A 13,230-nucleotide genomic window follows, 5' to 3' on the forward strand; every position below is an offset into this window, starting at 1 on the left:
CATGGCCGTCGAGAGCGACGTCCTGGACGAACTGCGGGGGCTGCGCAACCGCGTACCCCAGCTGACCGGATCGCTCGCCGCCACCGTCGACGGGCTCGTCCTGGCCCACGACGCGCCGGGCACCGAACCCGAGGGGCTCGCGGCCCTCACCGCCGCCGCCCTCGGGGTCGCCCACCGCATGGCCGACGCCACCGGGCGCGGCGGCTTCCGCGAGCTGCTGCTGCGCGGGACGGACGGCTACGTCGCCACCTACGCCGCGGGTCCGGCCGTCGTGCTCACCCTGCTCGCCGACGGGCGGGTCAACGTCGGACGGCTGCACCTGGAGGGCCGGCGCAGCGGGGCGCGGATCGGGGAACTGGTCGGTGCCCACATCGGCCGGGACGGCGTCGGCACCGCCTCCGCCGAGCGCGTCGTCACCCCGGCCCCGGAAGCGGGCCGCCCCATCGGAACCCTGCCGGTCCGCACCCCGCAGCGGCCCGCCCACCTGCCCAGTCCCCAGGCCGGCGGCCACCGTCGGCCGACCTGATCAACCGATCACGTACCGAACACGCACAGATCGCGTCCGGAAAGGAACTCACCATGGCCAACCTGGAGACCTCGCTCAAGGAATGCCTCAGTGCCATCGACGGGGCGTCGGCCGCCGCGCTGGTCGACTACACCAGCGGTATGGCGCTCGGCACCCTCGGCGGCAGCAAGGAGTTCAACCTGGAGGTGGCCGCCGCCGGCAACACCGACGTCGTGCGGGCCAAGCTGCGCACCATGGAACTCCTCGGGCTGAAGGAGGAGATCGAGGACATCCTGATCACCCTGAACAGCCAGTACCACCTGATCCGCCTGCTCAAGGGCCGCGGCGGCAACGGGCTCTTCCTCTACCTGGTGCTCGACGGGAGCCGCGCCAACCTGGCGATGGCCCGCCACCAGCTGCGCCGGATCGAGAGCGAACTGGAGGTCTGAGCCCGCACGCGCGGCACACCGGCCCGGACGGGCGCGGGCCCGGGACGAGACAGGAGCTCGTCCCGGGCCCGCGCCCGCGCCGGTGCGGTCCGCTCAGGCGCCGCTCTCCCGGAGCATGTCCTCACGCTCGACGAGCTTGACGCGCTCACGTCCCTGCGGCTCACCCAGCGCCTTCTCCGCGGCGTCCAGCTTGTACCAGCCCTCCCAGGTGGTGAAGCGGACGTTCCGCTCGGCCAGGAAGGCGTCCACGGCCTCCGGGTCGGGCGAGGCGGGCGTCTGCAGCCGGCCGCCGGCGTAGTCCTCCAGCAGGTTGGCGACCGTCTCGTTGGCGTCGCCCTTGGTGTGGCCGATCAGGCCGACCGGGCCGCGGCGGATCCAGCCGGTGACGTACGTCGACCGCAGGTGCTCGCCGGACTCCTGGATGACGCGTCCGCCCTCGTCCGGGACGGTGCCCGAGTCGATGTCCCAGGGCAGCTTGGGCAGCTGGTCGGACAGGTAGCCCACGGCCCGGTAGACGGCCTGGACGTCCCAGTCCTTGAACTCGCCGGTGCCCTTGACGTTGCCGGTGCCGTCCAGCGCGGTGCGCTCGGTGCGCAGGCCGACGACCTTGCCGTCCTCGCCGAGGATCTCGGTGGGCGACTCGAAGAAGTGCAGGAACAGCTTGTGCGGGCGGTCGCCGACGTCGCGGATCGCCCAGTTCTCCAGGGTCTTGGCGACCATGTCGGCCTGCTTGTTGCCGCGCCGGGTCGCGATCGAGCCCTCGTCGTAGTCGATGTCCTCGGGGTCGACGATGACCTCGATGTTGGGGGAGTGGTCCAGCTCCCGCAGCTCCATCGGGCTGAACTTCGCCTGCGCCGGGCCGCGGCGGCCGAAGACGTGGATCTCCATCGCCTTGTTGGCCTTCAGGCCCTCGTAGACGTTCGGCGGGATCTCGGTCGGCAGAAGCTCGTCGGCGGTCTTGGCGAGGACGCGCGCGATGTCCAGGGCGACGTTGCCGACACCGAGGACGGCGACCTTCTCCGCCTCCAGCGGCCAGGTGCGCGGGAAGTCCGGGTGACCGTCGTACCAGGCGACGAACTCGGCGGCACCGTAGGAGCCGTCGAGGTCGATGCCGGGGATCGGCAGCGCCCGGTCGGCCGTGGCGCCGGTGGCGAAGATCACGCCGTCGTAGAAGGCGCGCAGATCGTCCAGGCTGATGTCGGTCGGGTAGTCGACGTTGCCGAAGAGACGGATCTGCGGCTTGTCGAGCACCTGGTGGAGGGCGGTGATGATGCCCTTGATCCGCGGGTGGTCGGGGGCGACGCCGTACCGGATCAGTCCGAACGGGGCGGGCATGCGCTCGAAGATGTCGATGGACACACCGGGGTCGGCGGCCACCTCGGACTTGAGCAGGGCGTCGGCGGCGTAGATCCCGGCCGGGCCGGATCCGACGATGGCTACCCGCAGAGGGCGGGGCATGTTCAGGTTCCCTTCGAGCGGTGACAGATCGACTCTCGGGGAAGCCTAAGCTAAGGCAAGCCTAAGTGGGTACGCGGGTCCGGTCTATGAGCCCATAAGGCGAACTTATGGGATCTCATGGTGTGACTTTGCCCTCCGGGTTTGAAGCCCCGGTCACGGGTGACGCAGGCGGGAGGCAGGCGACCGCGTCCACCTCGTGAGGGGAGTTCCCGTGCACCGTCCGGACGACCGACCGGATCCGAACCGGTGGCGGGCCCTGTGGGTGACCCTGGTCGCCGGGTTCATGACCCTGCTGGACGTCACGATCGTCGCCGTGGCCCTGCCCTCCATGCAACGGGAACTGCATGCCTCGGCGGCGTCCGTGCAGTGGGTGGTGTCCGGCTACGCCCTCGCGTTCGCCCTGACCCTGGTCACCGCCGGGCGGATCGGCGACGCGTTCGGCCGGCGGCGCGTCTTCCTCGTGGCCCTGGCCGCCTTCGTCGTCTGCAGCGCCGCCGCCGGGGCCGCCCCCGGTATCGAGCTGCTGGTCGTCGCCCGGCTCGCCCAGGGCGTCGCCGCGGGCAGCATCGCGCCGCAGAACTCGGCGCTCATCCAGCAGCTCTTCCGGGGCGCGGAGCGCGGACGCGCCTTCGGGCTCTTCGGCGCCACGGTCGGCGTCTCCAGCGCGGTGGGGCCGGTCGTCGGCGGACTGATCCTCGCCCTGGCCGGCCCGGAGGGCTGGCGGTGGATCTTCTACGTCAACGTGCCGGTCGGCGCCCTCGCCTTCGTCCTCGGCCTCCGCCTGCTGCCCCGGGTCGCACCGGGCGGCCGGGGCCGGCTCGACCCCGTGGGAGTGACGCTGCTGGGCGCCGGCATCCTGGCCGTGATGCTGCCGCTGGTCCTCGCCGAGGGCGGCGGGGTGGCCGAGGTGTGGTGGCTGTTCCCGGCCGGGCTGCTGATCCTGGCCGCCTTCGTGCGCTGGGAACGGCGCGTGGCCCGCCGCGACGGCGAGCCGCTGCTCGATCCCGGACTGCTCACCGAGACCCGGGGCTACGCCACCGGCGCGGGGCTGGCCGCCCTGTACTTCGTCGGCTTCAGCGGCGTGTGGCTGGTGTTCGCGCTCTTCTTCCAGAACGGCTTCGGCTACTCGCCGCTGATGTCGGGACTGGCGGTGACCCCGTTCGCCGTGGGGTCCGCGACCGCCGCGGCCGTCGCGGGCCGGCTGGTGGACCGGCTGGGCCGGCTGCTGACGGTGTGGGGACTGGTCGCCGTCATGGTGGGACTGGGCGCCACGGCGCTGGTGCTGTGGCTGGCGCCGGCCGGCCCGGCGCCCTGGCTCGCCGCCCCGGCCCTGCTGATCGGCGGACTGGGCAGCGGCTGTGTCATCTCCCCGAACATCACGATGACGCTGCGGGACGTGCCGGTGCACATGGCCGGCGCGGCCGGCGGCGCCCTCCAGACGGGGCAGCGGCTGGGCGGCGCCGTCGGCACCGCCGCCCTGCCCGGACTCTTCTACCTGACGCTGAACGCCACCCACGACGACTACCGCGAGGCGGTGGCCCTGTCGGTCGGCTGCGGCGTCGCCGCGATGCTGTGCGCGCTGACCGTGGCGGTCCTCGACTGGCGACGGGACCGCTCCGGGGACGCCGGGCGCTGCCCGCCGGAGAGGACCCACAGCCACACCCACGCGGGCCAGGGCTGAGACCTAGCGCCGCTTGCCGAACTTCCGCAGCATCTGCTGGGCCTGCGCGCGGCGGCGCGGGTCGGAGGCGGCGCGGCGCACCTGCTCGGCCGCCCGGCGGCCCTGCGGGCTGCGCGCGAACTGCTTGATCCGGTCCAGTACTCCGGCCATGACGTTCCTCCGAAACGACGACGGTGTTCCCGTCCGACCACCTACCCCGTCGGCGCCCGGTCACCCGGGACGGTTTGACCCGGCTCTTCCGGGCCACCCTCAGGACAGGACCCACGCAAACGAACCGAGCGAACACCGAGAGGTGAGTCACTGTGGCCGGCAACGAGAAGTCCAAGGCCAAGACGGAACAGGCCAAGGGGAAGGCCAAGGAGGCGGTCGGCCGGGCCGTCGGCAACGAGCGCATGACGGCCGAGGGCCGCGCCGAGCAGTCCAAGGGCGACGCCCGGCAGGCCAAGGAGAAGGGCAAGGACGTGTTCCGGCACTGACGGCGGAACACTTCTTCCGGCACTGACGGCGGAAGAGACGCGCGCGGGCCGCGGAACCGGTAAACGACCGGGTCCGCGGCCCGCGCCGTGCCTTGACGCGACCGCCTTCGGCCGGCGGCCGGGTCCGGTCAGGGGATCGGCTGCTCCGCCCAGATCACCTTGCCCGCCGGCGTGTACCGCGTGCCCCAGCGCTCGGCGAGCTGCGCGACGAGGAAGAGCCCGCGCCCGCCCTCGTCGGTCATGGCGGCGTAGCGCAGGTGCGGCGAGGTGCTGCTGCTGTCGAACACCTCGCAGATCAGGCTCCGGTCCCGCACCACCCGGACCTGGACGGTCTCGCCGCCGTACCGGATGGCGTTGGTGACCAGCTCGCTGAGGATCAGCTCGGTCGTGAACGCCAGCTCGTCCAGCCCCCAGTCGGCCAGTCGCCGGGTCACCTCCGAGCGGATCTCCCCGACCGCCGCCGGGTCGTTCGGCACCTGCCACTCGGCGACCCGGTCGGGGCCGAGCGTGCGGGTGCGGGCCACGAGCAGGGCGATGTCGTCGCCCGGCCGGTCCGGGAGCCGGGCGTCGAGGGCGGCCCGGCAGGTCTCCTCCGGTGAGTCCCCGGCCGTCTCCAGCGCCTGGCGCAGATGTTCCAGGCCGACGTCGATGTCGTGCTCCCGGGTCTCCACCAGCCCGTCGGTGTACAGCACCAGTCGGCTTCCCTCGGTCAGACGCAGCTCCGTCGTCTCGAAGGGCAGGCCGCCCAGGCCCAGCGGGGGTCCGGCGGGCACCTCGGGGAACTCCACGGTGCCGTCGGGCCGGATCAGCGCGGGCGGCGGATGCCCGGCCCGGGCCAGCACACAGACGCCGGAGACGGGGTCGTAGATGGCGTAGAGGCAGGTCGCGCCGGTGACCGGGGCGCTGTCGTCGGCCGCCTCGTCCTGGTCGATGCGGCCGACCAGCTCGTCCAGGAGGCCGAGCAGTTCGTCGGGCGGCAGGTCGAGCGAGGTGAAGTTGAGGACCGCCGTCCGCAGCCGCCCCATGGTGGCCGCGGCGTGCAGCCCGTGGCCGACGACGTCGCCCACCACGAGGGCCACCCGCGCCCCCGACAGCGGCAGCACGTCGAACCAGTCGCCGCCCACCCCGGCCTGGGCGGGCAGGTACCGGTAGGCGATGTCCAGGGCGTTCTGCTCGGGCATCCGGCGGGGCAGCAGGCTGCGCTGGAGGGTCACCGCCATGCTGTGCTCGCGGGTGTAGCGGCGCGCGTTGTCGATGGAGACCGCGGCCCGGGCCACCAGTTCCTCGGCGAGCGCCAGCTCGTCCTCGTCGAACGGCTCGGGCTTGACCGAACGCCAGAAGCTGACCACGCCGAGCACCAGGGTGCCCGCGCGCAGCGGCACCGTGATCAGCGAGTGGACGCCGTACTCCAGCACCTGCGCGGAGCGTTCGAGGTCCTGTGCCCGCCAGCCCGGGGCATCGCCCAGGCGGGGTTCGAGCACGGGCCGGCCGGTGTTCAGCGAACGGCCCTGCGGCGAGGAGGCCACGAAGCGGAGCTGGCGGCCCACGGGGTAGAGCGGGGCCTCGTCGCTGACGCCGCTGAGCGCGACCCGGCTCAGCGGCGTCGCGCTTCCCGGCTGCCCGCCGGCCAGCACGGCGTCGAACAGGTCCACGCTCACGAAGTCCGCGAACCGGGGCACCGCCAGTTCCGCCAGTTCCTCGGCGGTCCGGGTGACGTCCAGGCTGGTGCCGATGCCCACACCGGCGGCGTACAGGATGTCCAGGCGCTCGCGGGCCGACTCGGCCCGTCCGGACAGGGCCCGCAGCTCTGTGGAGTCCCGGAGCGTGGCGACGCTGCCGGCGGGGCCGCCGCGTACGTCCGTGGGCCGCTGGTTGACCGCCAGCAGCCGGTCCTTGACCAGGTGCACCTCGTCCGTGGCGACCCGTCCGGACGACAGCAGCTCGGCGGTGTCCGCCGGGAGCCGCAGGTCGCGGACCTGGCGCCCCTCGGCGTCCTCGGGCAGGTCGAGCAGGCGCTGCGCCTCGTCGTTGGCGAGCAGCAGGCGGCCCTCCGGACCGACGATGAGCACGCCCTCGCGGACGCTGTGCAGCACCGCGTCGTGATGTTCGTACATCCGGGTCATCTCGTGCGGGCCCAGGCCGTGCGTCTGGCGCAGCAGTCGCCGGCTGACCAGCGCGGTCCCCGCGGTCGCCAGGACCAGTCCGACACCCGCGACGATCAGCACCAGCGGCAGCTGCCGGTCGGCGGCGCCGCCCACGTTCTCCGTCGTGATGCCGGCCGAGACCAGGCCCACCACCTCGCCGTCGTGCGTCTCGACCGGCACCACGGCCTGGACCAGCGGGCCGATGGTCCCCTCGATCTCCTCGGTCACCGTCTCCCCGGCCAGGGCGGGGGCGATGTCGCCCACGAACTCCTTGCCGATGCGGTCGGGCTTGGGATGGGTGTAGCGGATGCCGTCGGTGTTCATCACGACGACGAAGTCCACGCCCGTCGCCCGGCGCGTGGCCTCGGCCCGGGGCTGGAGCACGGCCGTCGGATCGGGGCCGCGCAGCGCCTCGCGGATACCGGGGGAGTTGGCGAAGGTCGAGGCCACGGCCACGGACCGGTTGCGGGCCTCCACCTCGCTGTCGTGCCGCACCTGGAGGACCAGCGCCACCGCCGCCGCCACCACCAGCAGCAGCACGATGAACACGTTCAGGGCGAAGACCTGGGCGGCGACACTGCGTCCGGACAGCGCGGAACGCAGCGCCGCCGCGCGTCCTCGCCGTCCCGCGCCCGCCCCGCGCCGTGACCGGTCCGCCTCTCGCCGGACCCGGGCGAGCGAACCGCTGGGACGACGGGGTGACCGCTCTCCCGATCGACCCATCAGTCGGACCATGTGCCCATGTCTACACTGCCCGGCCCCGGGAGGCGAGGGGCGCCCCGGGCGGCGGGGGCGCCCGGCGGCAGCGGGCCCGCACCCGTGCTCACCGGGGTCCTCGGTGGCGCGGGCGGCGGGCGGCGAGCAGCAGGGCGATGTCGTCGGGGCGGTCCGTGGTGTGGCGCGAGGTGCCGGTGAGCCGGTCGGCGAGACCTTCGAGCGAGCGGCCGTCCGGCCCCGCCGCGGGCGCGCCCTCCCTGGCCAGCGCCAGCCCGAGGGCGGTGATGCCGTCGTCGATGTCGGTTCCGGGCCGCTCCACCAGCCCGTCGGTGTACAGGGCGAGGACGGCGCCGGGCTCGAGACGGAACTCGGTCAGCGGATACGGCGTGCCCGGGTCGACGCCGAGCACCATCCCGCCGGGCAGGTCCAGCGTCACGGTGCGTCCGTCCGGGTGGCGCAGCAGCGGCGGCGGGTGCCCGGCGCGGGCCGCGCGGGCCCGCCCGGTGGCCGGATCGAGCCGGATGTAGCAGCAGCTCGCGAACAGGCCCGGGTCCAGATCGGTCAGCAGGTGGTTGACGCCACCGAGGACCTCGTCCGGGGACCGGTCCCCGAGGGCGAAGGCGCGCACCGCACTGCGCAGTTGCCCCATGGTGGCCGCCGCCTGCACCCCGTGCCCCTGGACGTCGCCGATGACCAGGGCCATGCCGTCGCCGGAGGCCACCACGTCGTACCAGTCCCCGCCCACGTCCATCCCCTGGGTGCCCGGCAGGTAGCGCCCGGCGGTCGCCAGCAGCGGATGTGCGGGGAGCCGGCGGGGGAGCAGGGCGCGCTGCAGCCCGCGGGCGAGCGCGGTCTCGGACTCGTAGCGTCTGGCCCGCTCCATCGCCTGGGCGATCACCCCGGCGAGGGCGGTCAGCACCGCCCGCTCCTCGGTGCCGAAGCCGCGGGCCCGGTCGAAGCCGAGGATGCAGGAGCCGACCCGGCGGCCGGAGGCGATCAGCGGCAGGAAGGCGCGGGCGCCCTCCGTGGCGTCGAGCGGGATGCCGGGGTAGGCGGCGGCCAGCGCCTGCATCGAGTCGAAGAAGAGCGGACGGCCGCTGGTGAGCGTCTCGACCCCGGGCAGCCGGGCGTCCAGCGGCACGCCCTCGAAGGGCGCGAGGAAGCCCGGCGGGAAGCCCGTCTCCCACGCCAGGTACAGGTGCCGGTCCTGGAGCAGGTAGAGGGCGAGGCGGCGGCCGCCGAACGCCGGCAGCAGTTCCCGTACGACCACGGCGGCCACCTGGCGGGCGGTGACCGCCTCGGTCAGGGCCACGGCGAGGACGATGGGCCGGTACACGGGCGGCGTGACGGTGGCGTCGGCGGGTGCGGGGGCGCCGGTCGCGGGTGCCCCGGGCGGGGCGCCGTGCTCGGGAGTGAGGCCGGCGGACGCGTCGGCCACCCGGTTGGCCGGACGGAGCGTTCCCGTCAGGAGGTCCCGCCCCGGGTGCACGGAGACCGCGAGCCAGTCCCCCTCGTAGGGCCGCGGGGTGGCCCGGCGGCTGTCGTCGGGCGGACGCCGGACGTGGAAGTGGACCGGGTCGGGGGAGAGCAGGGCGCCGCGCAGATGGTCCTCGTAGTCGGCCTGGTCCAGCCACGGCAGGGCCTCCCACAGGGTGTGGCCCAGCAGCCGGGACCGGGGCAGGCCCAGCAGCCGGGCGGCGCGCGGATTGGCGTAGACGATGGTGCCCAGCCGGTCCACGCAGAAGACGCCGTCCGGCAGCAGATCGGCGGCGGCGTCCGCCACGGCACCGCCGGACGGATCGCGCACGACGCCGCGTACCGGGCCGCCGGCGGGGGGCGCCGACTGCGGTTTCCACAGTTCCACCAGGCGCAGCGCGCCGTCCGCGGCGCGTACGTAGAGGGGCAGCGGGGGCGGCCCGCCGGCGGCCGTCTGGCGCAGCGCCGCGGCGATCCGGTGCCCGTCGTCGGGGGCCAGCGCGCCGGTGAGCGCGTCGAGCGCGGCGCCGGCTTCCCGGGCGTGGTCCGCCAGGCCGAGCAGGGCGCGCAGCGGTTCGTCGACGGTGACGGCGCCGGTGGCGGGGTCCCAGGCGAAGCTCCCGGCGTGCTGCGGGTGCCGGGCGGCGGGCGGGGGCCGCAGGCACAGCGGTTCCCCGTCCCAGACGGCCGGCGGGGGGTCCGGCGCGCCCGACGCGGCCGACCGGTCCAGGACCGCGCCCAGATCCCGCGCCGCCGCCTCCGCCCGGTCCACGCCGGCCGTCACCTCGGCGGTGTCGGAGGCAGCCGGGCGCAGGACGGCCAGCACCCCGTAGGTCCGCGAGGCACCCGGCACGGGTACGTACAGGGAGCCGAAGGGGAAGGGCAGGCCGGCCGCGAACTGCGGGTAACGGCGCATCGTCTCCGTCGCGTCGGGCAGCACCACCCGTGTGCCCAGCCGGTAGGCGTCGGCCACCGGGAAGGGACTGTCGGCGTGCACCCGCCACCAGGGGCGGAAGAGCGGTCCCGGCAGTCCGGCGAGGACGGCGAGCCGCAGCACGCCGGGCGTGCGGGAGGGCAGGTAGATCCCGCCCGCGTAGCCGTCGGCCGCGCCGATCGCCCGCGCGCAGGCGTCGATGAGCGCGGCCGTCAGCCTCCCTGGCATCCGGCCTGCGTCCTCGGCGCCTGCACTCATCGGCTCCACCTCGTCCGTGCGCCGTCACGCGGGCGACACAGCAAGAATGCGCCACCCCGTCCGGGTCGCGCACTCCCTCGGGCCGCACGGGTGACCGCGACGGGCGTTGACCGGGGCGACGCGAGTCCGTAACCTCCTCCGCGACATTCGGAAAGTGTTCCGAAACTTTCGGGGTCCTGCGGCTTCTCCGGGCGGCTCCGAACGGCTCCCGCACACCGATACGAGGAACGGGATGACATGCGCATGACCTTGCTCCGTCTGTCGAGAGCGGCCACCGCCGGTCTCGTCGCCGCGGCGGCACTGACGGCCGCGGCGCACTCCGCCGAGGCCGCCGAGGCCGCCGACACGCTCGGCTCCGCTGCGGCGGCCCAGGGCCGCTACTTCGGCACCGCCGTCGCGGCGGGCCACCTCGGCGAGGCCGACTACGCCGCCACCCTGGACCGCGAGTTCAACTCGGCCACGCCCGAGAACGAGATGAAGTGGGACGCCACCGAGCCCAGCCGCGGCACCTTCACCTTCTCGGCCGCCGACCGGGTCGTCGACCACGCTCGGGCCCAGGGCATGGACGTCCGCGGCCACACCCTCGTCTGGCACTCCCAACTGCCCTCCTGGGTGGGCGCCCTGGGCGCGGCCGACCTGCGCGGCGCCATGAACGACCACATCAACCAGGTCATGGGGCGCTACAAGGGACAGATCCACAGCTGGGACGTCGTCAACGAGGCGTTCCAGGACGGCGGCAGCGGCGCCCGGCGCAGCTCGCCCTTCCAGGACAAGCTGGGCGACGGCTACATCGAGGAGGCGTTCCGCACCGCCCGCGCCGCCGACCCCGCGGCCAAGCTCTGCTACAACGACTACAACACCGACGGCGTCAACGCGAAGAGCACCGCCGTCTACGCCATGGTCAAGGACTTCAAGGCGCGCGGCGTGCCCATCGACTGTGTCGGCTTCCAGGGCCACTTCAACAGCAACTCCCCGGTCCCCGCCGACCTGCGGGCCAATCTCCAGCGCTTCGCCGACCTCGGCGTCGACGTGCAGATCACCGAACTGGACATCGAGGGCTCCGGCACCGCCCAGGCCGACGCCTACGCGCGGGTGGTCGACGCCTGCCTCGCCGTGGACCGCTGCACCGGCATCACCGTGTGGGGCGTCACCGACAAGTACTCCTGGCGCAGCGGCGGCACCCCGCTGCTCTTCGACGGGAACTACGTCGCCAAGCCCGCCTACGACGCCGTCCTGGCCGCCCTCGGCGGTGACGGCGGCGGCGGTGAACCGGGCGAGGGCACGGCGACCTGCACGGCCACCTACACCAGGACCGCGGACTGGAACAGCGGCTACAACGGCCAGATCACCGTCACCGCGGGCAGCGAGCCGATCAGCTCCTGGGCGGCCACCGTCACCTTCGCCGCGCCGCAGCAGGTGCAGGCCACCTGGAACGCCACACCGTCCTGGAGCGGCAACGTCATGACGGCGCGGCCCAGTTGGAACGGCACGCTGGCGGCCGGCGCGTCCACCAGCTTCGGGTTCACGGTGTCCAAGAACGGCAGTGACGCCGCCCCCGTCGTCGGCGGCTGCACCGCGTCCTGACCCGCCGGGCGCACCGGACCGCCGTCGAGCCGGGGTCTGCGCGGCGGTCCGGTGCCGCCCGCCGTCCGCCAAAAGACGGCGCGTCCGGCGGAAGTTGGGACAAAGAGCCGGTGCCGGGCGTCCCGGTGCGTATCGTGAGGGGCCGGGGTCAGCGCTCTCCCTACCCGGCCCCGGACCGGACGGTGAGGCTCGGTATGACTCCCGCGCACAGACCCGACGCGGCGGACGCCTCGGTCCTGTCCTCGGTGGTGGAGTTCCGGGGCGGATCGGCGATGATTCCGGCCTCCCGCGACGTGGTGCACCGCTTCGTCGAGCGGCTCGGGGCGCGGGGGGTGGAGCCGCCCGACGGGTTCCTGGACGCCGCCCGCCTGGTCGCCGGCGAACTGGTGACGAACGCCCTGCGGCACGCGCCCGGGCCCTGCCGGCTGGCGCTGACCCTGGTCGACGGCGGCGTGGAGATCGCGGTGTCGGACACGGGGGAGGGCTATCCCACGTTCCTGCCCCGCGATCCGCTCCGGGTCGGCGGGCACGGTCTGGAGATCGTGACGCGGCTGTGCGACGAGGTCATCACCAAGCCGCACGCGACGGGAAAGACGGTCTACGCCCGGCTGCCGCTGCGCTGAGGCGGGCCCGGCCCCGGCTCAGGCGGCCAGGGCCCGCTCGACGGTCGGGAAGCAGGCGATCAGGGTGTCTACGCCCACCAGGCGCAGTACCCGCTCGACCGGGTGCTGGGGCGCGGCCAGCCGGAACCAGACGCCGCGGGCCTCGGCGGCCTGGTGGGCGGAGATGAGCACGTTGATGCCGCTGGAGTCCAGGAAGCCCACCTCCGAGAGGTCGACCACCGTGCCCGACGCCGTCTGCACGGAGGAGAGCAGGACATCGCGGAGCTGACCGCTGCCGTCGAGATCGACCTCCCCGGCGAGGACGACGACGTCGACGCCGTCGCCCCTGGTGGTACGGGTGATCAGCAGCCGCTCCGGAACCGCCGCTCCCTCTATGTCCGCCACGTCTCTCCCCACTCCCGCATATGCCCGGCCCGTCGTCGGTGGGTCGATGTTAAGGCCCCCGGGGGTCCGGGTGGGTCACTTGGGCACACCCGCGGACCGTGCGAAAGGCGCCGGACCTGGCTCGGCGCGCGCGAGGGCGTTCCACTGACTACGGTCGAGGTGTGGTAGCTCACACATTCGAGGAGCTCGTGCACAAGCGTCGCGCGGCCGATCAGGCCCGCCATCGGGTCGAGACGCTGCGGGACTCGTACGGGCCTCCCACGCAGCATCAGTGGACCCCGCGGCAGTCGGAGACCTACGAGACCGCCGTGCGGGCCTGGCGCGACCTGGACCGGGACGCGCAGACCGCGATGACGGAGTACGTGAAGGAAGGTGGCCAGTCCCGGCACAAGATCGAGGCGAAGGTCCGCAAGGCCGTCCAGGACGGAGGCCCGGGTGCCTGACCGGCGGTGAGGCGCGCCTCGGGAACCGTTCGACGGTGCCGGCACGTCAGCGTGAGGCCCCGCACCGGGTCGGGTGCGGGGCTTCCTCATGGGCGGGG

Annotated in this window: 12 protein-coding genes; 7 read left to right on the forward strand and 5 right to left on the reverse strand. The window is 74.0% G+C overall.

The genetic code is table 11. The features are described 5' to 3' along the window. Window position 1 precedes the first annotated feature (1 nt). Together ACFZP7_RS31305 and ACFZP7_RS31310 are read left to right on the forward strand one after the other, a co-directional pair. A complete protein-coding gene (locus ACFZP7_RS31305) occupies window positions 2-526 on the forward strand; it encodes a roadblock/LC7 domain-containing protein (RefSeq protein WP_019327817.1) in 525 nt (174 codons plus the stop codon). Window positions 527-579: 53 nt separating this feature from the next. Then, complete coding sequence (locus ACFZP7_RS31310; RefSeq protein WP_031015796.1) at window positions 580-954, forward strand: hypothetical protein; 375 nt, start codon at window positions 580-582, stop codon at window positions 952-954. Between the two features lie 93 nt (window positions 955-1,047). Here ACFZP7_RS31310 and ACFZP7_RS31315 read toward each other — a convergent pair whose 3' ends face one another. After that, complete coding sequence (locus tag ACFZP7_RS31315) at window positions 1,048-2,412, reverse strand: FAD-dependent oxidoreductase (protein ID WP_031015794.1); 1,365 nt, start codon at window positions 2,410-2,412, stop codon at window positions 1,048-1,050. Between the two features lie 211 nt (window positions 2,413-2,623). Here ACFZP7_RS31315 and ACFZP7_RS31320 point away from each other — a divergent pair, with 211 nt between their 5' ends. Then, window positions 2,624-4,093 (forward strand): MFS transporter, encoded by a 1,470-nt coding sequence (locus ACFZP7_RS31320; protein WP_062131188.1) that lies wholly within the window; start codon window positions 2,624-2,626, stop codon window positions 4,091-4,093. Between the two features lie 3 nt (window positions 4,094-4,096). On the opposite strand, the gene ACFZP7_RS31325 is transcribed toward ACFZP7_RS31320, so the two are convergent. Further along, a complete protein-coding gene (locus ACFZP7_RS31325) occupies window positions 4,097-4,243 on the reverse strand; it encodes a hypothetical protein (protein WP_019327821.1) in 147 nt (48 codons plus the stop codon). 152 nt (window positions 4,244-4,395) lie between these two features. Between ACFZP7_RS31325 and ACFZP7_RS31330 the strand changes: the two genes are divergently transcribed. Beyond that, window positions 4,396-4,569, forward strand: coding sequence for a CsbD family protein (locus tag ACFZP7_RS31330; RefSeq protein WP_019327822.1), 174 nt, complete (start codon window positions 4,396-4,398; stop codon window positions 4,567-4,569). Between the two features lie 128 nt (window positions 4,570-4,697). Here the strand turns inward: ACFZP7_RS31330 and ACFZP7_RS31335 are convergent, their stop codons facing one another. Then, the gene (locus ACFZP7_RS31335; RefSeq protein WP_385637313.1) at window positions 4,698-7,448 is read right to left on the reverse strand and encodes a SpoIIE family protein phosphatase; all 2,751 of its coding nucleotides are present in this window, start codon (window positions 7,446-7,448) and stop codon (window positions 4,698-4,700) included. An 88-nt stretch (window positions 7,449-7,536) separates the two neighbouring features. Continuing rightward, window positions 7,537-10,098, reverse strand: coding sequence for a SpoIIE family protein phosphatase (locus ACFZP7_RS31340; RefSeq protein WP_385637316.1), 2,562 nt, complete (start codon window positions 10,096-10,098; stop codon window positions 7,537-7,539). A gap of 237 nt (window positions 10,099-10,335) precedes the next feature. Between ACFZP7_RS31340 and ACFZP7_RS31345 the strand changes: the two genes are divergently transcribed. Together ACFZP7_RS31345 and ACFZP7_RS31350 are read left to right on the forward strand one after the other, a co-directional pair. After that, window positions 10,336-11,682, forward strand: coding sequence for an endo-1,4-beta-xylanase (locus ACFZP7_RS31345; protein WP_385637319.1), 1,347 nt, complete (start codon window positions 10,336-10,338; stop codon window positions 11,680-11,682). 194 nt (window positions 11,683-11,876) lie between these two features. Then, the gene (locus ACFZP7_RS31350; RefSeq protein WP_031015787.1) at window positions 11,877-12,305 is read left to right on the forward strand and encodes an ATP-binding protein; all 429 of its coding nucleotides are present in this window, start codon (window positions 11,877-11,879) and stop codon (window positions 12,303-12,305) included. An 18-nt stretch (window positions 12,306-12,323) separates the two neighbouring features. Here ACFZP7_RS31350 and ACFZP7_RS31355 read toward each other — a convergent pair whose 3' ends face one another. Continuing rightward, window positions 12,324-12,689, reverse strand: a complete 366-nt coding sequence (locus ACFZP7_RS31355; protein ID WP_030975899.1) for an STAS domain-containing protein — start codon at window positions 12,687-12,689, stop codon at window positions 12,324-12,326. A 188-nt stretch (window positions 12,690-12,877) separates the two neighbouring features. Between ACFZP7_RS31355 and ACFZP7_RS31360 the strand changes: the two genes are divergently transcribed. Beyond that, complete coding sequence (locus ACFZP7_RS31360) at window positions 12,878-13,132, forward strand: hypothetical protein (RefSeq protein ID WP_030975901.1); 255 nt, start codon at window positions 12,878-12,880, stop codon at window positions 13,130-13,132. Window positions 13,133-13,230 lie beyond the last annotated feature (98 nt).

It is taken from the genome of Streptomyces sp. SudanB5_2050, from assembly GCF_964272335.1.
In the GTDB taxonomy this organism is placed as follows: domain Bacteria; phylum Actinomycetota; class Actinomycetes; order Streptomycetales; family Streptomycetaceae; genus Streptomyces; species Streptomyces rochei.

What these genes read in the sequence shown, in the direction of transcription:
- ACFZP7_RS31345 (WP_385637319.1), top strand. Translation starts at nt 10,336, where the DNA reads ATGCGCATGACCTTGCTCCGTCTGTCGAGAGCGGCCACCGCCGGTCTC.
- ACFZP7_RS31315 (WP_031015794.1), bottom strand. Translation starts at nt 2,412, where the DNA reads ATGCCCCGCCCTCTGCGGGTAGCCATCGTCGGATCCGGCCCGGCCGGG.
- ACFZP7_RS31305 (WP_019327817.1), top strand. Translation starts at nt 2, where the DNA reads ATGGCCGTCGAGAGCGACGTCCTGGACGAACTGCGGGGGCTGCGCAAC.
- ACFZP7_RS31335 (WP_385637313.1), bottom strand. Translation starts at nt 7,448, where the DNA reads ATGGTCCGACTGATGGGTCGATCGGGAGAGCGGTCACCCCGTCGTCCC.
- ACFZP7_RS31340 (WP_385637316.1), bottom strand. Translation starts at nt 10,098, where the DNA reads ATGAGTGCAGGCGCCGAGGACGCAGGCCGGATGCCAGGGAGGCTGACG.
- ACFZP7_RS31325 (WP_019327821.1), bottom strand. Translation starts at nt 4,243, where the DNA reads ATGGCCGGAGTACTGGACCGGATCAAGCAGTTCGCGCGCAGCCCGCAG.
- ACFZP7_RS31350 (WP_031015787.1), top strand. Translation starts at nt 11,877, where the DNA reads ATGACTCCCGCGCACAGACCCGACGCGGCGGACGCCTCGGTCCTGTCC.
- ACFZP7_RS31310 (WP_031015796.1), top strand. Translation starts at nt 580, where the DNA reads ATGGCCAACCTGGAGACCTCGCTCAAGGAATGCCTCAGTGCCATCGAC.